General features: G+C 73.8%; 20 protein-coding genes. 15 read left to right on the plus strand and 5 right to left on the minus strand.

Annotated features, from left to right (window positions below):
* Positions 1 to 113 precede the first annotated feature (113 nt).
* The 3 genes from ACFYXU_RS17340 (at position 114) to mgtA (ending at position 4,325) form a co-directional block, all read left to right on the plus strand.
* Entirely contained in the window at positions 114 to 1,217 is a 1,104-nt protein-coding gene (locus ACFYXU_RS17340) for a PP2C family protein-serine/threonine phosphatase (RefSeq protein WP_376510844.1), read from the plus strand.
* A 125-nt stretch (positions 1,218 to 1,342) separates the two neighbouring features.
* Positions 1,343 to 1,702: a metalloregulator ArsR/SmtB family transcription factor gene (locus ACFYXU_RS17345; RefSeq protein WP_361398345.1), complete on the plus strand. Its 360-nt coding sequence runs from the start codon at positions 1,343 to 1,345 to the stop codon at positions 1,700 to 1,702.
* Entirely contained in the window at positions 1,695 to 4,325 is a 2,631-nt protein-coding gene (gene mgtA, locus ACFYXU_RS17350; RefSeq protein ID WP_389458263.1) for a magnesium-translocating P-type ATPase, read from the plus strand. The genes ACFYXU_RS17345 and mgtA overlap by 8 nt, the downstream gene beginning before the upstream one ends.
* 25 nt (positions 4,326 to 4,350) lie before the next feature.
* Here mgtA and ACFYXU_RS17355 read toward each other — a convergent pair whose 3' ends face one another.
* Complete coding sequence (locus ACFYXU_RS17355; RefSeq protein ID WP_376510839.1) at positions 4,351 to 5,859, minus strand: LCP family protein; 1,509 nt, start codon at positions 5,857 to 5,859, stop codon at positions 4,351 to 4,353.
* Between the two features lie 195 nt (positions 5,860 to 6,054).
* Complete coding sequence (locus ACFYXU_RS17360) at positions 6,055 to 6,285, minus strand: hypothetical protein (RefSeq protein WP_329857521.1); 231 nt, start codon at positions 6,283 to 6,285, stop codon at positions 6,055 to 6,057.
* Between the two features lie 186 nt (positions 6,286 to 6,471).
* On the opposite strand from ACFYXU_RS17360, the gene tatA reads away from it, so the two are divergent.
* The 5 genes from tatA (at position 6,472) to ACFYXU_RS17385 (ending at position 9,028) form a co-directional block, all read left to right on the plus strand.
* Positions 6,472 to 6,696 carry a Sec-independent protein translocase subunit TatA gene (tatA, locus tag ACFYXU_RS17365; protein WP_389405650.1) on the plus strand — a complete coding sequence of 75 codons (225 nt, stop codon included), beginning with the start codon at positions 6,472 to 6,474 and terminating at the stop codon, positions 6,694 to 6,696.
* Positions 6,697 to 6,843: 147 nt separating this feature from the next.
* Positions 6,844 to 7,110, plus strand: coding sequence for a GlsB/YeaQ/YmgE family stress response membrane protein (locus ACFYXU_RS17370; protein WP_329857518.1), 267 nt, complete (start codon positions 6,844 to 6,846; stop codon positions 7,108 to 7,110).
* Between the two features lie 126 nt (positions 7,111 to 7,236).
* Positions 7,237 to 7,821 carry a TerD family protein gene (locus tag ACFYXU_RS17375; RefSeq protein WP_329857516.1) on the plus strand — a complete coding sequence of 195 codons (585 nt, stop codon included), beginning with the start codon at positions 7,237 to 7,239 and terminating at the stop codon, positions 7,819 to 7,821.
* 223 nt (positions 7,822 to 8,044) lie between these two features.
* Complete coding sequence (locus ACFYXU_RS17380) at positions 8,045 to 8,248, plus strand: hypothetical protein (RefSeq protein WP_389458265.1); 204 nt, start codon at positions 8,045 to 8,047, stop codon at positions 8,246 to 8,248.
* Between the two features lie 33 nt (positions 8,249 to 8,281).
* Positions 8,282 to 9,028: a phosphotransferase family protein gene (locus ACFYXU_RS17385; protein WP_389458267.1), complete on the plus strand. Its 747-nt coding sequence runs from the start codon at positions 8,282 to 8,284 to the stop codon at positions 9,026 to 9,028.
* Positions 9,029 to 9,038: 10 nt separating this feature from the next.
* On the opposite strand, the gene ACFYXU_RS17390 is transcribed toward ACFYXU_RS17385, so the two are convergent.
* Complete coding sequence (locus ACFYXU_RS17390) at positions 9,039 to 9,491, minus strand: hypothetical protein (RefSeq protein WP_389458269.1); 453 nt, start codon at positions 9,489 to 9,491, stop codon at positions 9,039 to 9,041.
* A 151-nt stretch (positions 9,492 to 9,642) separates the two neighbouring features.
* Here ACFYXU_RS17390 and ACFYXU_RS17395 point away from each other — a divergent pair, with 151 nt between their 5' ends.
* The 3 genes from ACFYXU_RS17395 to ACFYXU_RS17405 all read left to right on the plus strand — a co-directional run bounded on the left by ACFYXU_RS17395 (position 9,643) and on the right by ACFYXU_RS17405 (position 12,037).
* Positions 9,643 to 10,299 carry a glyoxalase gene (locus ACFYXU_RS17395; protein ID WP_389458271.1) on the plus strand — a complete coding sequence of 219 codons (657 nt, stop codon included), beginning with the start codon at positions 9,643 to 9,645 and terminating at the stop codon, positions 10,297 to 10,299.
* A gap of 190 nt (positions 10,300 to 10,489) precedes the next feature.
* On the plus strand, positions 10,490 to 10,924 hold the full coding sequence (locus ACFYXU_RS17400) for a YdeI/OmpD-associated family protein (protein WP_389458273.1): 435 nt from the start codon (positions 10,490 to 10,492) through the stop codon (positions 10,922 to 10,924).
* A gap of 174 nt (positions 10,925 to 11,098) precedes the next feature.
* The gene (locus ACFYXU_RS17405) at positions 11,099 to 12,037 is read left to right on the plus strand and encodes a MurR/RpiR family transcriptional regulator (protein WP_389458275.1); all 939 of its coding nucleotides are present in this window, start codon (positions 11,099 to 11,101) and stop codon (positions 12,035 to 12,037) included.
* Between the two features lie 215 nt (positions 12,038 to 12,252).
* On the opposite strand, the gene ACFYXU_RS17410 is transcribed toward ACFYXU_RS17405, so the two are convergent.
* A complete protein-coding gene (locus ACFYXU_RS17410; protein ID WP_389458277.1) occupies positions 12,253 to 12,960 on the minus strand; it encodes a YoaK family protein in 708 nt (235 codons plus the stop codon).
* A gap of 102 nt (positions 12,961 to 13,062) precedes the next feature.
* Complete coding sequence (locus ACFYXU_RS17415) at positions 13,063 to 13,536, minus strand: hypothetical protein (RefSeq protein ID WP_376510820.1); 474 nt, start codon at positions 13,534 to 13,536, stop codon at positions 13,063 to 13,065.
* A gap of 229 nt (positions 13,537 to 13,765) precedes the next feature.
* Here ACFYXU_RS17415 and ACFYXU_RS17420 point away from each other — a divergent pair, with 229 nt between their 5' ends.
* The 4 genes from ACFYXU_RS17420 (at position 13,766) to ACFYXU_RS17435 (ending at position 17,788) form a co-directional block, all read left to right on the plus strand.
* Entirely contained in the window at positions 13,766 to 15,358 is a 1,593-nt protein-coding gene (locus ACFYXU_RS17420; RefSeq protein ID WP_389458280.1) for an FAD-binding oxidoreductase, read from the plus strand.
* Between the two features lie 194 nt (positions 15,359 to 15,552).
* Positions 15,553 to 16,482: an SMP-30/gluconolactonase/LRE family protein gene (locus ACFYXU_RS17425; protein WP_389458282.1), complete on the plus strand. Its 930-nt coding sequence runs from the start codon at positions 15,553 to 15,555 to the stop codon at positions 16,480 to 16,482.
* A 315-nt stretch (positions 16,483 to 16,797) separates the two neighbouring features.
* The gene (locus tag ACFYXU_RS17430) at positions 16,798 to 16,977 is read left to right on the plus strand and encodes a hypothetical protein (protein WP_329857493.1); all 180 of its coding nucleotides are present in this window, start codon (positions 16,798 to 16,800) and stop codon (positions 16,975 to 16,977) included.
* Positions 16,978 to 17,035: 58 nt separating this feature from the next.
* Positions 17,036 to 17,788, plus strand: coding sequence for a hypothetical protein (locus ACFYXU_RS17435; RefSeq protein WP_389458284.1), 753 nt, complete (start codon positions 17,036 to 17,038; stop codon positions 17,786 to 17,788).
* Positions 17,789 to 17,796: the final 8 nt, after the last annotated feature.

The raw sequence follows: 17,796 nt of genomic DNA on the forward strand, positions 1-17,796 counted from the left end.
CGTACCGGCACCGACCTGCGGGAAGCCCCAGCGGGCGACAGCGGCGTGTCCGCTCCCGCTCCCGGAGGGCGCCGTGGAGTGCGCGCCGCACTCCGGCATAGGAGCCTGGTGGTGTGGTGAAGGCGAGCAAGGCGGCGACCGACGCGTACCGACGGAGCTGGCTGCGCGGGGCCCCGCCGCCCCGCTGGGTCCGGGTCCTGCCCGTGCTGCTGCTCGTCGGCGTCGGAGTGGCCTCCTCGACCGACTCCGTCCCGGTGGACATCGGCTTCCTGCTCGGCGCGGTGCCCCCCTTGGCGGTCCTGGCGTACGGACCGCTGGCCACGGCCCTGCTCGGCGCCGCGACCATCGCCCTGCTGACCGTTCCCGTCTTCCATCTGGACCGGCCGGGCAACACCGACCTCTTCACCCTCGGCTTCGTCGCGACCCTGAGCGTCTTCGTCTCCTTCGTCCGGGGGCGCAGGGACGCACAGCTCGACCTGGAACGCACCGTCGCCGAGACCGCCCAGCGGGCCATCGTCCCGGACGTGCGGCCACGGGTCGGGCCCGTGCGCTGCGCGAGCCTCTACCGGGCCGCCGAGCGCGGCACGCTGGTGGGCGGCGACTTCTTCGACGTCCGGCCCGGCCCCCACGGGGTGCGGGCGGTCCTCGGCGATGTCCAGGGGCACGGCCTGTCGGCCGTCGCGACGGTGGCCTCCGTCATGGGAGCCTTCCGCGAGGCGGTCCTGGACGACGTGGACGCGGAGTCGATCGCGGCCCGGCTGGACCGCAGACTCGTCGTCGACTCGGCACGGACGGAGCACGCGGAGCTCTTCGCCACGGCCGTCCTCCTGGACTTCGCCCCCCGGGGCCCGGAGGTACGGGTCCTGGCCTGCGGCCATCCGCCACCCGTCCTGGTGCGCGGCGGGACGGTGAGCACCGTGGAACTCGACCCCGGACCACCGCTCGGTCTCGGACTCGCCGACGTCCTGCACGGAACGGCCACCACGGTGTCACTGCTGCCCGGCGACCTGCTCCTCCTGGCGTCGGACGGAGTCCTGGAGGCACGGGACGCCTCGGGCGCCTTCTACCCGTTCGTCGAGCGTCTGGCCCGCATGACCGGTGTCGGCCTGGACCGGCTGCCCGACGCGATCTGGGCCGACCTCAGCCGCTACGCCCCCAAGATCCAGGACGACGTCACCCTCCTGATCGTCACCCTGGACTCCCCGCGGCCGGACTGACGCGCAGGACCATGGAGCTGCGACGCGCGGCGGGCCGGGCCGGTCGGGACTGAGGGGCGACGGCACGGCCGGGGGGCCGCTCTAGACTGGGACCCTTCGGGTGTACGTGGAACGGGAGAGCAACGGTGGCGGCAGACGCGGGTGACTTCACGGACCCTCCTGCCGAGGTACTGGCCGAGGCCGCCGCGGCCTTCGGGCTGCTCTCCTCGCCCTCACGCCTCCACATCGTGTGGGCGCTCGCCCAGGGCGAGAGCGACGTGACGGGGCTCGCCGAGCGGGTGGGCGGCGCGCTGCCCGCGGTCAGCCAGCACCTGACCAAGCTCAAGCTCGCCGGTCTGGTCCGCTCCCGTCGCGAGGGCCGACGCCAGGTCTATTTCGTCGACGACCCCGAGGTCGTGACCGTGGTCCGGGTCATGGTCGGCCAGCTCACCGCCCGCACGGACAGGTCGCTGACGCTCGTACGCCGCAGCGGCTCCGGTGCCTGACACGGCCGTTCCCGGCCCCCTCGCCCCGGACACCGAGGACGGCCGGGCGCCCGCCGGACCGGAGACCCCCGGGGCGCTCACCACGCTCCAGGTACTGCGGCGCCTGGACAGCGGACCGCGCGGCCTCACGGACGCCGAGGCCGAGCGGAGACTCGCCCGGCACGGAGAGAACGTCCTGCCCGCCCGGCGGCCGACCAGCTGGGCCCGGCGGTTCCTGCGCAGCCTGCGCGACCCGTTCACCGCCGTGCTCCTCTGCCTCGGACTGGTCTCGGTGACCGTCGCGGCCTGGGGCACCGGATGCGTGATCCTCCTCCTCGTGGCCGTCAGCTGCGCCCTGCGCTCCTCCGGCGAGCACCGGGCCGACCAGGCCATGGCGGCGCTGCGGGAGTCGGTCGCCACCACCGCGACCGTCCTGCGCCGCCCCGACCCCGACGGGCCGGCCGCCGCGCCCCGGGAGATACCCGCCGACGAGCTCGTGCCCGGCGACGTCATCCGCCTCGGACCCGGAGACCTCGTCCCCGCCGACGTACGGCTGCTGCGCTCCGCCGGCCTGCGTCTCCACGAGGCGGCACTCACCGGAGAGTCCGCCCCGGTGGCGAAGTACCCCCTCGAAGCCCCCGACGCCGCGCGCCCCGGCACTTCCACCCAGCCCCACCTGTGCTTCCTCGGCAGCAGCGTCTCCTACGGCAGCGCCACCGCGGTGGTCGTCGCCACCGGGGCCCGCACCCGCTTCGCCGCCGCCCACGGGACCACCGCCCGCGGCCGGGACAGCGCCTTCGACCAGGCGGTCCACGGCATCTCCTGGACCCTGATCCGGTTCATGCTGCTGACCCCGCCCCTCGTCCTCATGGCGGGCGCCGCACTCCACGGCCGAGGCCTCGAGACCCTCCCCTTCGCCGTCGCCGTGGCGGTCGGCCTGACCCCCGAGATGCTGCCCGTCGTGGTCACGACCGTCCTCGCCCGCGGAGCCGCCCGCCTCGCCCGCGACCACCGGGTGATCGTCAAGAGGCTCCCGGCCCTCCACGACCTCGGCGCCGCCGACGTCCTGTGCCTGGACAAGACCGGCACCCTCACCCAGGACCGGCCCGTCGTCACCCGCGCCGTCGACGCCCACGGACAGCACGCCCCGGACGTCCTGCGCTGGGCCGCCGTCAACGCCTGGTGGACGCTCCAGCTCGCGGAACTGCCCACCCCCGACGCCCTCGACGAGGCCCTCCTGGACGCGGCCGACGAGGCCGACCCGCCGGACTGCGACGGGGTCGCCGCCCTGCCCTTCGACCCGGTACGCCGCCTGGCGACGGCCGTCGTGCGCCGCCCCGGCCACCTCGGCACCCACACCCTCGTCGTCAAGGGAGCCGTGGAGAGCGTCCTCGAACGGTGCGCCCTCGACGACGCCGAGCACGACCGCCTGCTCGCCCTGGCCGGACGCGAGGCGGACACGGGCGCCCGCCTCCTCGCGCTCGCCCTCGCCGAGCGGCCGGCCCGCCACCGGGACTACACGCCCGCCGACGAACGCGGACTCACCTTCCTCGGCTTCGTCGTCCTGCGCGACGCACCGGCCCCCACCGCGGCGGAGGCGCTCGGCCGCCTCGCCCGGCGGGGCGTGTCCGTCCGGATCCTGACGGGAGACCACCCGGGCACGGCCGCCCACACCTGCCGCGAACTCGGACTCGCCCCCGGCCGGGTCCTCACGGCCGAGGACATCGACCGCCTCGACGACACCCAGCTGGCCGAGGCAGCCCGGCGGACCACCGTCTTCGCCCGCTGCGCCCCCGAGCACAAGGCCCGCGTCGTCACCGCCCTGCGGGCCCAGGGGCACGTCACCGGATTCCTCGGCGACGGCGTCAACGACGTGCCCGCGCTGCGCGCCGCCGACGTCGGCATCTGCCCCAGGGGCGCCGTCGCCGTCGTCAGGGAGACCGCGGACGTCGTGCTGGCCGAGAAGGACCTCGCGGCCGTCGACCACGCGATCACCACGGGCCGTCACAGCGGCGGCAACATCGCCACCTACCTCCACCTCACCCTGTCCTCGAACCTCGGCAACGTCATCGCGATGCTCGCCGCGGCGCTCCTGCTGCCTTTCCTGCCGATGCTCCCCGCGCAGGTGCTCGTGCAGAACCTCTGCTTCGACGCCGCCCAGCTCGCCTTCGCCTACGACCACCCGGGCCGGGCCGTCCTGCGGGCCCCCACCCGGCTCCGGACCCGCGGGTTCCTGCACTTCATCACCGGCTTCGGACTGCTCAACGCCCTCGCCGACATCGCCACCTTCGCCGTGCTCCTCGTGAGCACCAGCGCCTCGGACGACGCCGAGGGCGTCTTCCACGCCGGCTGGTTCACCGAGAACCTGCTCACCCAGGCGCTCGTGATGCTCCTGCTGCGCGGCACCCGCCGCGACGGAGCCCCTCCCGGTCCGGTCAGGTACGCGGCCGCCGCCCTCGCCGTCATCGGCATCCTGCTGCCCCTGACCCCGCTCGGGCCCCCGCTCGCCATGACCCCGCTGCCCCCGCTGTACTACCTGCTCCTCGCGGCGGTCCTCGCGCTGTACGCGGTGGCGCTCCGCGCGGCGCGGTCCCGCTACGACAGGCGGCGCGCGGAGGTCATGCCTCCGGCCCGGGAGGCATGAGCGACCGGCTCCGGCCGCGGGCGTCTCACCCGTACGAGAGGTCGGAGCAGGGGTCGTCGTCCGCGGAACGGGTGTCCCGCGCCGGTACGGTCGCGGACGGGGCGGCGGGGGTGGCGGAGGGGTGGTCGGCGTAGGCCTGCCCCAGGACCACGCTGATGCCCGGAGCGGAGACGGGACGCAGCTCGGCGGAGGCGAAGAACCGGGCGACCGTCCCGGCCCGGTCCTTCTGACCGGGCCCGTACTCGATCACGGTGGCGGTGTGGTCCTGGGTGCTCGCCGTGGCCGTCTCCGTGACGGTGAAGCCCTCCGACCGCAGCCGCTCGGCCGCCCGGGCGGCCAGGCCACGGGTCCGGGTGCCGTTGTACACGCCGACGGCGATGCCCGCTCCGGACACCGGTGAGGCGGAGGTGCCGCCCGTGGGCGCCGTGCCCGTGCCGCCGCTGCCGCCGTTCGCCGGGTGGCCGCTCGCGTTCTGGCCGTCGAGGGTGCGGTCGGCCCGCAGAGCCGACCAGAGGGCGTCCGCCTCAGGCTCGACGATGGCGACGCGGGCCCCCTGGTAGCGCCAGGGGACGGTGACGAACTTCGTGTTGTGCAGGTCGACGTCCTTCAGCGACATCGCGAACGAGACCAGCTTGTCGGCAGAGCCCAGGCCGGGGTCCACGGTCAGCGAGTCGGTCGCCGCGTTCGCCAGCGGCAGCAGCCGGGTCGGGGTGAGACCGTCGCTCTTGACCTTCTTGAGCAGCCCGGCCACGAACGCCTGCTGGCGTTTGATCCGCCCGATGTCGGAGCCGTCCCCGATCCCGTGACGCAGCCGCACGTAGTCCAGGGCCTTCTGCCCGGAGACGGTCTGCTCGCCCTTGGCGAAGATGCGCTCGCCCCGGGACGCCCGCTTGGGGTTCAGGTCCTTCTGGTACACGTCGTCGGGCAGGCACACCCGTACGCCGTCGACGACGTCGGTCAGGGCGGCGAAGCCCTTGAAGTCGACGACGACGGTGTGGTCCACGCGCAGCCCCGTCAGCTTCTCGACGGTGTTCTGGGTGCACGCCGGATTCCCCTCGGCGGTCTGGCCCACGGAGAACGCCGAGTTGAACATGGCGCCGCTGCGCGCCCGGGTCCACGAGCCGTCGGGGAGGCGGCAGGGCGGGATGTCCACGAGGGAGTCCCGGGGGAAGGACACGGCGACCGCGTGCCGCTGGTCCGCGTACACGTGCAGGAGGAAGGCGGTGTCGGAGCGGCCGATGTCGTCCTTGTCGCCGCCACCGAGGTCGCTGTTCCCACCGGTCCGCGCGTCCGAGCCGATGACCAGGACGTTCTGCCCCCTGACGGAGGCCGGGGGCCGGTCGTCGGAGAGGCCGTCCGCGCCGAACGTGCTGATGTCGCCGTTCAGCTTCAGATAGACCCAGCCGAACCCCCCGGTCGCGAGCACGAGGAGGGCCAGCGCCGTGACCAGGAGACGCCCGGCCCGACCGCGCTTCCGGGCCGTGCCCGGCGTCCCGGAACGGTGTGCGTGCGTACTGCGGCTTCCGCCTGTCATGTGCGTGCCCTCATTCGTCCCGGCCCCTGGTGAGGAGGACGGCGCATGCCTTCAAAAAGTTGCGCGGCTGCGCAATCCGGCAGAGTCGACCGCCGCGTACGAGCCAGACCCCGGCCCGTGCCCACGTGCCCGTCCCCGGCCCGTGCCCACGTGCCCGTCCCCGGCCCGTGCCCATGGGCCCTTCTCGGCCCGTGCCTACGGGCTCGCGGGGTCGTACCCGTAGCGCAGCGGCCCGTCTCCGTCGCTCCCGTCGAGCCGGTAGACGTGGATCGCCTCGACGCGGACCCCGGCGGCGGGTTCCTCGACCGCGCACGGGTAGGTCACCTGGAGCAGGAGCGGCCGTCCGGCCACCGTCACGCGCACCCCGTCCGCGGGCCCGCCCAGGAGCACCGCGCTCCGGCGGGCCGTCATGTCACTCGTCCCCATGAGGCAACTTTAAAGGTTGCGCAACTCCTGAAGTATCGTGAGGTCCGTCACGTACCGCTCCGGCACGGCGGGACGGAGCCGGGCTCCACTCGGTTGTACAGTTGCGCAAAAGGGCAAACGGCCCGCTGGGATCCGGAACGGAACCGGGCGGCCGCGCCCGAAGCGGACAAGAGGGAGAGTGGCCAAGTGCTCCGCAACGCGCTGGAACCGTGGCATCTGCTGCTCGTGGCGATCGCGTTCATCGTGCTGTTCGGATCGAAGAGGCTGCCGGACACGGCCAGGTCCCTGGGCAAGTCCCTGCGCATCCTCAAGAGCGAGACGCGGGCCATGCGCGAGGACGGTACGGACGGCGGTCCCGCGAAGGCCCCTTCCCCCGGCAGCGGAGAGACCGGCCGGCCCGAGGCGCGGTGAGGGCGGCGGACGCACGCGTCCACGGGGGCCGCAACCTTCCACGCCCCGGGCGCGTCATTCCGGCTGAGTAGAGTTGCGCAACTGCGCAATACAGGGTTGCCGAGGGCGGACCGGATCCGCCGTCGGCGCAGGACAGAGGACAACGCCGTGGGCTTCATCAGCTGGATCATCCTCGGGCTCGTCGCCGGGGCCATAGCCAAGCTCATCCTTCCCGGACGGGACCCGGGCGGACTGATCGTCACCACCCTCATCGGGATCGCGGGGGCCTTCGTCGGTGGCTGGCTCTCCGCCCGCCTCCTCGACCGGCCCGTGGCGAACGAGTTCTTCGACCTCGCCACCTGGGGAGCGGCCATCGCCGGCTCCTTCGTCCTGCTCGTCGGATACCGGCTCCTGTTCGGCAACTCGCGGAACTGAGCCGTCGAGCAGGCGGTAGACAGAAGACAGAGAACGGACTGCGACCGGCGGACGGGACGGGGAACACCACATGATCCGTGTGCGGTTCACGTTCCACCACGCCGTGGCGAAGAGGATGATCCACGCATGATCACGCTCACGAAGGAAGACGGCCCGGCGGACCTGGACGGGGTGACCCACATGTCCATAGGCGTGTCCTGGGACCCCACGGCCGGAAGCAGCGGCGGGGTGATGGGGAAGCTCCGCCGCAAGAAGGGCACGGACCTGGACCTGATCGCCATCGCGATGCACGACGGCGACCCGGTGCGGCTGGCCGGTCTCGACTCCCTGGACCCGATGGGCAACGGCTCCCTGATCCACAGCGGCGACAACCAGACCGGTCACGGGGACGGTGACGACGAGACGGTGACCGTCGAGTTCGCGCGGATCCCGGCCCACGTGACCTCGATCGTGTTCGTCGCCGCCGCGTACAAGAAGGGCAGCGCCTTCCAGCAGGCGCGCAACATCAGCTTCAAGGTGTACGACGCGACCGGCGGCAACGCGCAGCAGGTGGCCGACATCTGGCCCAGCCTGCTCACCAGCGACAACGGCTGTGCCGTGGCCAAGGCCATGCGGGCCGGAGACAGCTGGAAGCTCGAGGTCATCAACCAGACGGGCAAGATCAAGCAGGGCGACGAGCACGCCCTGATGCGCTTCGCGGCGAGCAAGTAGCGCGCGGCGGGTCGAGCGGCGGGCGGCGGCGGTGGGGGACGGTCCGGACAGCGGCGCGCCCGCCGGCAGAGGCCGTGCCGACGCGGGAGGCGCGGCGCCGACCGCCCTCGACACGCCTCCCGCCGCCGACACGAGTCCCCCCGACACGCGTCCCGCCGCCGTCCCCGCGGACACGGCGCCGGCGACGGGCACGCGGAGGCTCCGCTTCCCGCTCGTCCGGTGGGTGCTTGCCCCGCGGACGACGCGACAGGCACGGCGCCTGGCCGCCGACTTCGGCGCGGGGATGGAGGCCGGTACGGCCTGGGCGACGGTCCGCCTGGCCCGCCACCCCGACGAGCACGGCTACGGCACGGCCCACGGGGACGGCGCCCCGCGCACCGTCGTCCCCGGGGCCGTCCGGGCGCGTCGCGCGCTGGAAATCCGGTGAGGACCGCGATCCGCTCCGGGATACTCGACGCCCATGGATGAGGTCAGTGTCGTCGTCGCCCATGCCGAGCGCGCCACCCTGCGCGTGGGCGACGTCTTCCTGAAGGTGGACGCCGATCAGGCGCGGATCGACATCGAGGTCGAGGCGATGTCCCGTGCGCCGGTCCCGACCCCCGAGGTCCTGTGGCGCAAGCCGCCCGTGCTCGCGATCGCCGCGCTCCCGGGGGCGACCCTCGGCAGGCTCGGCGGGCCGTCGACCGGGTCGCCGGCGGCCTGGGCCGCGGCGGGAGCCGCCCTCCGGAAGCTGCACGACGCGCCCCCGCCGCCCTGGCCCGGCCGCGCCGGCCGGAGCGCCGTCGCGCTCGCGGCGGAACTCGACGCCGAGTGCGCGTCGCTCGTCGCGAGAGGCCTCCTGCCCGCCGCCCTGGTCACCCGCAACCGTCAGGTCGCCGAGGCCGCGCTCCGGCCGTGGACTCCCGCCTTCACGCACGGCGACCTTCAGATCGCGCACGTCTTCCTCGACGACGACGAGGTCACGGGCATCATCGACTGGTCCGAGGCGGGCCACGGCGACCCCCTCTACGACCTCGCCACTTTCCTGCTCGGCCACGAGGAGCACCTCGACGACGTCCTCGCCGGATACGGCACCGCCGTCGACCTCGACGTCATCCGCGCCTGGTGGTCGCTGCGAAGCCTGCTGGCGGTGCGCTGGCTGACCGAGCACGGCTTCGACCCGTTCGCACCGGGCTGCGAGGTCGATGTGCTGAGATCCCGGATGTGAGCCCTGCCGGTCAGTCGGTACGCGGCTCCAGCCCCGGAGCGGAGCCGCGCCGGTCCGGCGACAGGTCCAGCGCCGGCGTCCATCCCCGGACCACCACGGCGGCCGTGTCCTCGCCCGTCAGCACGCGGATGCGGGTGCCGTCCCGGTCCGCGTCGATCACGGTCCAGAGGATCCCGTCGTCGTCCTCCCGCGACACCGTGACGTCCCAGCCGGCCGCGCGGAGCGCGGAGCTCGCACGCGACGCCGTCTCGGCGGCGCTGACGCCGCCGGGGCGATTCCCCTGGTAGTCCGCCACGTAGTGGTGACGCGGCGGCTCGCCCCGGCCGGCGACCTTCGGCTCGTCGAGAGCCAGCCACCGGAGATGGACCCGGACCGTCAGATCCCTGATCAGCGGCACCAGTTGTCGACGCAGGGCCCGGCCCAGCCGGTCCAGTTCGTCCCGCGCTTCCGAAGATTGATCCATGTCGGCCATCCGGTGCGGGAAAGTACCACGGGGCGGGCCGCGCGCCGGAAGCGTCGGACGACTCCGTCGATGAGGCCCCCGTCCAGCCGTCCTCGGGACCGGTCAGGATTCGAGAAGCGCCGGTGGATACGCGGCGCCTAGCGTGGTGGTCATGGCGAACACCACTTCCACCACGGTCCCCATGTCCCTCGCTTCGGTCACGCTCGAGGTGGCCGACCTCGACGCGGCTCGCGGCTTCTACCGCGACTTCGGCGTCGACGCGTACGTACGCCTGCGGGCGGCCGAGACGCCCTCGGCCGGATTCCGCGGCTTCACCCTGGCGCTCACCGTGACCGGCGCGGCGACCGTCGACGGCTTCGTGGGCGCCGCGATGGCGGCGGGCGCGACGGTGCTGAAGCCCGCCACACGGTCCCTGTGGGGCTACGGAGGCGTCGTGCGGGCCCCGGACGGGACGATCTGGAAGATCGCGACCTCGGAGAAGAAGCACACCGGCCCCGCGACCCGGGAGATCGACGAGGTCGTGCTGCTGATCGGCGTCGAGGACGTGAAGGCCACCCGTGAGTTCTACGTCGGCCGGGGCCTCACCGCGGCGAAGAGCTTCGGCGGCAAGTACGCCGAGTTCGCCCCGGGGCGGCCCGGCGCCGTGAAGCTGGCGCTGTACAAGCGCCGCGCGCTGGCCAAGGACCTCGGCGTCCCGGTCGACGGCACCGGCGCGCACCGCCTCGTCCTGGGCGGCACCGCCGGGGCCTTCACCGACCTGGACGGGTTCGTCTGGGAGGCCACCGGGGCGCCGGTCCCCACGCCGTAGCGACCGCCGGCTCCCCGCGCTTCCGGGGACGCGCCGCCCACCCGCCGACAGGTGACCGGCCGCACCGGCTCTTGCCGCCCGCCGACAGGTGGCGGGCCCGCACCGGCCGCCCTTGCCACCCGCCGCCGCGCCACCATCCCGCACCGACCGCCGCCACCCGCCGACGTGACAGACGAACAGGAGGACGATCATGAAGTTCCGTGCGCAGGTCGAGCCGCCGGAGCCCATGCGGGGTCTGGAGGTGCCGCCCGAGGTGGTCGCGGCGCTCGGCGGCGGCGCCCGCCCGCCCGTGACGATCACGGTCAACGGGCATGCCTGGAAGAGCCGGGTCGCCATCCTGCGAGGCCGTCACCTGCTCGGCCTCAGCAATGCCCACCGGCAGGCCGCCGGCGTCTCGGTCGGCGAGGAGGTCGAGGTCGAGCTGGAGCTCGACACCGAGCCGCGCACCGTCGTCGAGCCCGAGGACTTCGCCCGGGCCCTGGACGACGACCCCGCCGCCCGTGCCGCGTACGACGCCCTCACCCCCAGCCGCAAGCGCGAGCACGTGCGCGCCGTCGAGAGCGCCAAGAAGCCCGAGACGCGGCTTCGGCGCATCGAGAAGGCCCTCGCCACCCTGAGGGGCTGACCCCGAGACCACCCCTCCGCACGGCACGGTCGAGCCGCTCCTGGACCACGCCGACGAGCACCGGCCCACGCCACCCGTCCCCGCGAGGGACGGGACGGCGGCGCGGTCGTTCTCGTGGGGGCGTGGCGCGGGTGAACTATCTTGGGCGGCACTGGGACGAGGAGGAGGCATCCTGTGGCATCGGGGCAGCGGGAGCGTGCGCAGGCGGCCGCGATCACACCGGGCGGGCGCGCGCCCGGGGCCGGGGGAGAGGCGACGGCGGCCTCTCCCTCCGAGCGCGTACGGGCACTGTTCGGTGGTCACCGGCTGTCTCCCGCGCAGCGGCGCATCGCCCAGTTCCTGACCGACCACCTGACCGAGGCCGCGTTCCTGTCCATCACCGAGCTCGCCGAGCGCGTGGGGGTCAGCCAGCCGTCCGTGACCCGGTTCGCCTCCTCCCTGGGATTCAGCGGCTATCCCGCCCTGCGGGAGGCCCTTCAGCCGATCGCGCTCAGCGCGGTCGCCGGAGCCCCGGGCGAGGGCGAGGAGCAGCACCGCAACGAGCTCCAGTCGGCGATCGACGCCGAGATCGAGAACCTGATGTCCCTGCGCCGTGCCCTCGCCGACCCCGACCGGATCGTCGGCATCGGCCACGAGCTGGCCCGGTCCGTCCCCCTGACCGTCTTGGGCCTGCGGATCTCGGTCTCCCTCGCCGAGTACTTCGCCTACGCGGCGCGCCGCATCCATCCCGACGTCCGGGTGGTGACGCGGGGCGGCAGCGTCGCCTACGACGGACTGCTCCAGGCGCGCGAGGCGGGCGGCACCTGGGTGCTGGCCTTCGCGATGCCCCGGCACGCCAAGGAGACCCTCGCCGTCGTGCGCGCGGCCCACGGCGTCGGGCTGCGCGTCGCGCTGATCACGGACCTCGCGCTGGGGCCGCTGGTCGACGAGGCCGACGAGGTGTTCACCGCGGGCACTGGCTCGAGGCTGGTCTTCGACTCGTACGCGGCGCCCGGACTGCTCTCCGCGGGCATCCTCCAGGCCATCGCCGACGCGGACCCGGAGCGCACGCAGGCGCGGCTCGAGAAGTACGAGCACGCCGCGGAGCAGAACGACGTCTTCCTGGAGGAGTGACACGGCCCGGGAAGGCGAGGTCTGGCATGAAAATTTTCATGCTCTTGCCTACTCGACGGTATATATATTTACTAGGCCCCCGGGCCCGAACAGAACATCGAAGGCCGTGCCCCCTCCTCCTCTTAACGGCCCCGATGTTCCAACGGTCCGCACCGCCCTGTGGCCGGTGCGCTGTGGCGGCTCCGATCAACCCCTGGATCGGAGCCGCCGCACCCTCACACCGCCGAGGGCTGCGGCCCCCGGCGCCACCGGAGCCCGGCGAGGGCGACCAGGAACCACAGGCCCAGGACCACGGCGACCACCGCCTCCACTCCGCCCCGGGCATGCAGCAGACCGCCGCACAGCGCGCCCGCGGCGAGCGCCACCACCGACACCCCCCGCCGCACGGTCGCCCGTCCCGCGCGGTCCGCCGCGAGACCCGTGAGGGTGCGGGTCATGACGGTGGTGGTCAGATCGGGGACGCCGAGGCGATGCACGACGGCGTTCTGCAGACCCATGCCGCACGCCAGCGGGACCAGGACCGCGTACCGCCCCCATCCGGCCGTCGCGGCGGCGAGCGCGCACGCGGCCAGAAGCGCCTGCACCGCGACCAGGGGCGCGAAGAGCTCTCCCGCCGCCCCGCCCCGGCGCCACGCACCGCCCGCGACCGCCCCGGCGAGGAAGCCCGCCAGCGCCACGACGGAGGCCAGGGCCGACAACTGGGCGACACCGGACAGGGCGAAACCGAGGAAGACCACGTTGCCCGTCATGTTGGCCACGAAGACCCGCCCGAGTCCGAGGAAGCTCGCCGCGTCGACCAGGCCGCTGACGAAGGTCAGTACGAGCAGCAGCGGGGCGAGCCGCGAGTCACGATGCCCCTCGGGGAACATCCACCGGGCCACCGCCCGCGTCGCCCCGCCGCCCACGGCCCGCGCCCACGTCACGGCCCCAGTGCACCAGACCCCACGACGGCCCGCGCACGACCACGGCGGGTCACGGCCCCGCGCCGCCCGAACGGCCGATGACGCCGCGCCGGGCGCGGACGGTCAGAGCTTCAGCAGGCGGGGTCGCCAGGTCCACCCGGCGCCGACCACCGCCTCACGCAGGGCGTTCCGCAGGTCCCGGGTGTCGAACGACGTGACCCTGCGGCGACGGCCGTCGGGACCCCGCTCGTACGTCCATTCCACCGAGAACCCGGGCCCGCGGCCGTACTCGCGCGCGGCCGACAGCCGCCCCTTCGTGGTCGACCGCCGCTCCTGGAGGGCCCGCACCTCACGCCGGTGGGGGTCCAGCCGCATGCGGATGCTCACCCGCAGGTCCACGTCCTCGCCGGAGGACCGGTGCCGGATCCTCCAGTCCGCCACCAGGTCGGCCTTCTCCGAAGGAGCGGCGCGGCGCACCCGGTAGGGCGTCCCGGGACCGCTCACCGCGAGGACGGCGTCGCGGACCTCGGCCGCGGTCCGCGGTGTCACGCCGCTCGGCGGGCGCCTGGTGCCGTTCAGCCGTTCGAAGAACCCCATCGCGGCAGTTTACGGCGGTCGGTGCGAGGCCGGGGAAGTCCCCTTTCGCCCTGTGGAGATGACGCCCCCGCGGGGCGAGACGGTATCTGACGAAGGGACAACTCCGGCACGGGAGTGACCGCTGGGGCACCTGGGAGAGCGGAGAGCGCACTTGTCCGCCGCACGGAACCAACTCCGCTCATTCTTACTCTGTCTGGGCGACAGCAGTACATCGAGAACGGAGGCAGCCATGAACCGGCGCACCCTGCTCGCAGCGGGTACCAGCTACGCGGCGGCGGCCGTCTTGACGGTGAGCCGGGACAACGGCCGGGTGAGCCCCCAGCCGGTCGGCGCCGACAGCCACCCCGGACCCCGGGGCTTCGCGTCCGCCGCGGCCGGAGCCCGTGCGGCCGCGCCGACCACCGCGGACTGGACGGCGCTCGGCAGGGGGCTCCAGGGCGGTCTGGTGCGCCCGGGCGACGCCGACTACGCCACCGCCCGCCAGCTGTACAACACCCGCTTCGACAGCCTGCGCCCCGCCGCCGTCGCGTACGTGGCCAACCCCACGGACGTCACCGAGTGCCTGGCCTTCGCGCGCCGCCACCGTACGCCCGTCGCCATCCGCAACGGCGGCCACTCCTACGCCGGCTGGTCCAGCGGCAACGGACGGCTCGTCATCGACGTCTCCGCGCTGAAGACCGTCCGCACGGGCACGGGCAGCGCGGTCATCGGGGCCGGCGCCAAGCTCATAGACGTCTACAGCGAGCTCGGCGCACGAGGCGTCACCATCCCCGGTGGCTCCTGCCCGACCGTCGGCATCTCCGGGCTGACGCTCGGCGGCGGCCACGGCGTGGTCTCCCGCGCCTACGGCCTCACCTCCGACAACCTCACCGGCGCCCGGATCGTCACCGCCGACGGCAGGACCCTCGACGTGTCCAAGGACCGGGAGGCCGACCTCTTCTGGGCCCTGCGCGGCGCCGGGAACGGAAACTTCGGCGTCGTCACCGAACTCCGGTTCCGCACGCACCAGACGGCGCAGGGCGTCACCGCGTACATGACGTGGCCGTGGTCCAAGGCCGCCGCCGCGCTCCGCTCCTGGCAGGAGTGGGGACCCACCCAGCCCGACGAGATCTGGTCGGCCCTGCACCTGTCGGCCGTTCCCGGCCGGACGCCCACCGTCTCCATCAGCTGCTTCTCGCTGGGCACGTACGGCGCCCTCCAGAACGCCGTCGACCGGCTGGCGGACCGCTCCGGCGGCCCGGGCTCCGCATCCCGCATCACCATGCGCCGCCGCGGCCACCTCGACACCATGCGGATGTACGCGGGCTGCTCGACGACGTCGACGACGCAGTGTCACCTGCCGGGCAGCACACCGGGCCGGCAGCCCGGCGGCGTGCTGCGGAGGGAGACGTACGCGGCGCGCTCGGACTTCTTCGACCGTTCGCTGAGCGCCGCCGGCATCCGCGCGCTGCTCGACCAGGTCGAGCGGTACGGGCGCGGCAGCGGCGGTGGCGGCGTGTCCGTCGCGCTCACCGCGCTGGGCGGCGCCGTCAACCGCGTCTCCCCGCAGGCGACGGCCTTCGTGCACAGGAGGTCGCGCTTCCTGGCGCAGTACACCGCGTCCTGGCCCGCCGGCCGCACCGGCGCCCCGCAGACGGCCTGGCTGGACGGCACGCACACCGCGATGCGCCGGTACGCCTCGGGCGCGGCCTACCAGAACTACACGGACGCGAAGCTGAGCGACTGGCGCTCCGCGTACTACGGCGCGGCCGCGCACCGGCTGACCGAGCTGAAGCACCGCTACGACCCGGACAGGCTCTTCGACTTCCCGCAGGCGCTGTGACACCGAGGCGCGCGGGCCGCTCGCCGGCGGACCCGAGCGCCGCCCCACAGTCGTCCCCGGTCTCCGACGGCGCGCCCGACATCGGAGTGGTCGCGGGACGGCCGGGCGGCGTGGTTCCCGGATCGCCCGGCATCGGTTCCTAGGGTCGGCCCAGGTACGGCAGTGGGCCGGCCGCTCCGACCCGATGGGGAGTCATGACACGTACGCAGGCCGAGCCCGGAACCCCGCCGCCCGCCCCCGCCGCGCGCCGATGGGCCCGACGGCTCGCCGCCGCGGTGGGCCTCGTGGCGCTGTCCGCGCTGCCCACGGCCACGGCGGGCGCCACCCCGCCCGAGACCGGCACGACCTCCCGCCACGCGCCCCTGTACGTGTCCGACTACGGCAACGACCGGGTCGTGGCCCTGCCCGCGAGGGACGGCGCCCCGACCCCCGTCCCCTTCGACGGGCTCGTACGGCCGACCGGCATGGTCGCGGACGCGGCCGGCCGTCTCTACGTGTCGGACACCGGCAACAACCGCGTGCTCGTCAGGACGGCACGCGACGGCGGGCAGTCCACCGTCCCCACCGACGGCCTGTCGCGCCCCCTGGGCCTCGCCCTGGACCCGACCGGGAACCTCTACGTCGCCGACAGCTTCAACGACCGGGTCGTGAAGGTGTCCGTGGCGAGCGGTACCCAGACGACCGTGCCGACCACGGGGCTGCTGCACCCCTGGGGGCTGGCCCTGGACGCCGCCGGAGACCTGTACGTCTCCGACTTCGTCAACGACCGCGTCGTGAAAGTGGCCGGTGACGGGAGCGGCCAGTCCACGGTCCCCACGACCGGCCTCTCCCAGCCGACGGGCCTGGCACTGAACGCCGCGGGGGACCTGTACGTCGCCGACAGCGGCAACAACCGGGTCGTGAGGATCGCGAAGGACGGAGGCCAGACGACCGTCCCCACGAACGGCCTCAGCGACCCGCTCGGCCTCGCGCTCGACGGCTGCGGCGGCCTGTACATCGCCGACGGCTTCAACAACCGCGTGGTCCGCGTCGAGGAGTCGGGCGGCGGACAGACCACCCTCCCCGTCACCGGCCTCAACACCCCGACGGGCCTCGCCTTCCCGCCGGCGCGCCCCCGTCGCTGAACCCGCACGGTCACGAGAAAGGCACCCGCGCGCAGGACATGGGAATCGCCGCTCACAGGGGGCACGAGGCACATGGAGGGACGGGGTCACAGCACGAAGGCGCACGAAGGAGCTCGGGGTGGTACGGGGTGGTACGGGGTGGTACGGGGGAGCACCGCGCGCAGGGCGGCGCGCTCCGACCCGGCGTCGGTGTCCGCGTCACCTGCGCCTCAGTCTTCAATCCGCGTCACCCCAGTGGACGTTGACGCCGCCCCTAGCAAGAAAGTCCTGTTACGGCCGGAATATCCCCACGCCCCGTCGGTCGTTAATGGTCCTATGCGCCTGTTCTTCTGGACCCTCACCGGGGCCCTCGTGCTCGGAGGGCTCGTCCTCGCACTCAGCGGCAGCGTCGTGGCCTCGGTGGCCTGCGCGGCGTACGTCGTGATCGTGGTTCCCCTCGCCGTCCTCGTGGGCCGCGCGCTCCGCGGCCGCCCCAACCCGCCGTCCTCCGACTGAGGAGGGCGGAGAACGCGGCGCCTCGTCGCGATCCCAGCAGGCTCGTCATACTTTCCGAGTGGAGAGGCGAGACGAGGACGCGGCGCGGCGCTGGCTCGCCGAGCAGGGCGTGAGACAGGCCGGTGAGGGGTGGGTGAGCGACGGGAAGCCGGAGGTGTCGCTGACCGCCGGCGAGGTGGCGCATTCCTGGGCCGGTGACGTGTTCGCCGAGGACCTGGACGCGGCGGACCAGGTGCGGTTGGCGTTCGGGCTGCTGGATGTCCTCGGCGAGTACTGGGTCACGTGCGAGATCCGGTTCGCGAACGAGGCCGCGGCAGGTCCGCTGCCGGCCGACGCGCTGTGGGACGGCTACCGTCGACGGCTGGAGCGAGACCGGGACGCCGAGGCCGTGACGTACTCGCTGTGGGTGGACTGGTTCGAGGACCGCACCACGTCCGCGACGGCCTTCGCCGAGGTCCTGGGTCACGACATCGGCCGCGTGGTGGCCGAGCGGACGGACGCCCTGCTACGCCGAGCCCGTCGGGTTCTGGAGTGCTCGGGCCCCGTGGAGTGGGCGGTGAAGGAGCCGACGTACCGCACGGCCCTGCGCCTGCCGGCCCTCCACCCGGCCGTCTTCCGGGGCCTGCGCGCGAGCTTCCACGACATCTACGGCGACCTGGAAGCCGCTGCCGCTCTGGCCCTCCTCGACCAGCTGGATCTCCCCGCGGACACCCAGCACCTCGCCGCACTGCGCCATGTCCTGGCCGCCGGGCACGAGAACCACCACCGCAGCCCCGGCGCCTGGGACGAGGCGGTCCGCTCGTGCCTCTGAGCAGCCGG

The sequence above is a fragment of the Streptomyces sp. NPDC002232 genome (assembly GCF_042890295.1).
Taxonomy (GTDB): Bacteria; Actinomycetota; Actinomycetes; order Streptomycetales; family Streptomycetaceae; genus Streptomyces.

Excerpts from the sequence above, each read along its gene's own strand:
- ACFYXU_RS17355 (WP_376510839.1), bottom strand. The coding sequence starts at position 5,859 with ATGACAGGCGGAAGCCGCAGTACGCACGCACACCGTTCCGGGACGCCG.
- ACFYXU_RS17385 (WP_389458267.1), top strand. The coding sequence starts at position 8,282 with ATGGATGAGGTCAGTGTCGTCGTCGCCCATGCCGAGCGCGCCACCCTG.
- ACFYXU_RS17415 (WP_376510820.1), bottom strand. The coding sequence starts at position 13,536 with ATGGGGTTCTTCGAACGGCTGAACGGCACCAGGCGCCCGCCGAGCGGC.
- ACFYXU_RS17395 (WP_389458271.1), top strand. The coding sequence starts at position 9,643 with ATGGCGAACACCACTTCCACCACGGTCCCCATGTCCCTCGCTTCGGTC.
- ACFYXU_RS17375 (WP_329857516.1), top strand. The coding sequence starts at position 7,237 with ATGATCACGCTCACGAAGGAAGACGGCCCGGCGGACCTGGACGGGGTG.
- ACFYXU_RS17390 (WP_389458269.1), bottom strand. The coding sequence starts at position 9,491 with ATGGATCAATCTTCGGAAGCGCGGGACGAACTGGACCGGCTGGGCCGG.
- ACFYXU_RS17400 (WP_389458273.1), top strand. The coding sequence starts at position 10,490 with ATGAAGTTCCGTGCGCAGGTCGAGCCGCCGGAGCCCATGCGGGGTCTG.
- ACFYXU_RS17425 (WP_389458282.1), top strand. The coding sequence starts at position 15,553 with ATGACACGTACGCAGGCCGAGCCCGGAACCCCGCCGCCCGCCCCCGCC.
- ACFYXU_RS17360 (WP_329857521.1), bottom strand. The coding sequence starts at position 6,285 with ATGGGGACGAGTGACATGACGGCCCGCCGGAGCGCGGTGCTCCTGGGC.
- ACFYXU_RS17420 (WP_389458280.1), top strand. The coding sequence starts at position 13,766 with ATGAACCGGCGCACCCTGCTCGCAGCGGGTACCAGCTACGCGGCGGCG.
- ACFYXU_RS17430 (WP_329857493.1), top strand. The coding sequence starts at position 16,798 with ATGCGCCTGTTCTTCTGGACCCTCACCGGGGCCCTCGTGCTCGGAGGG.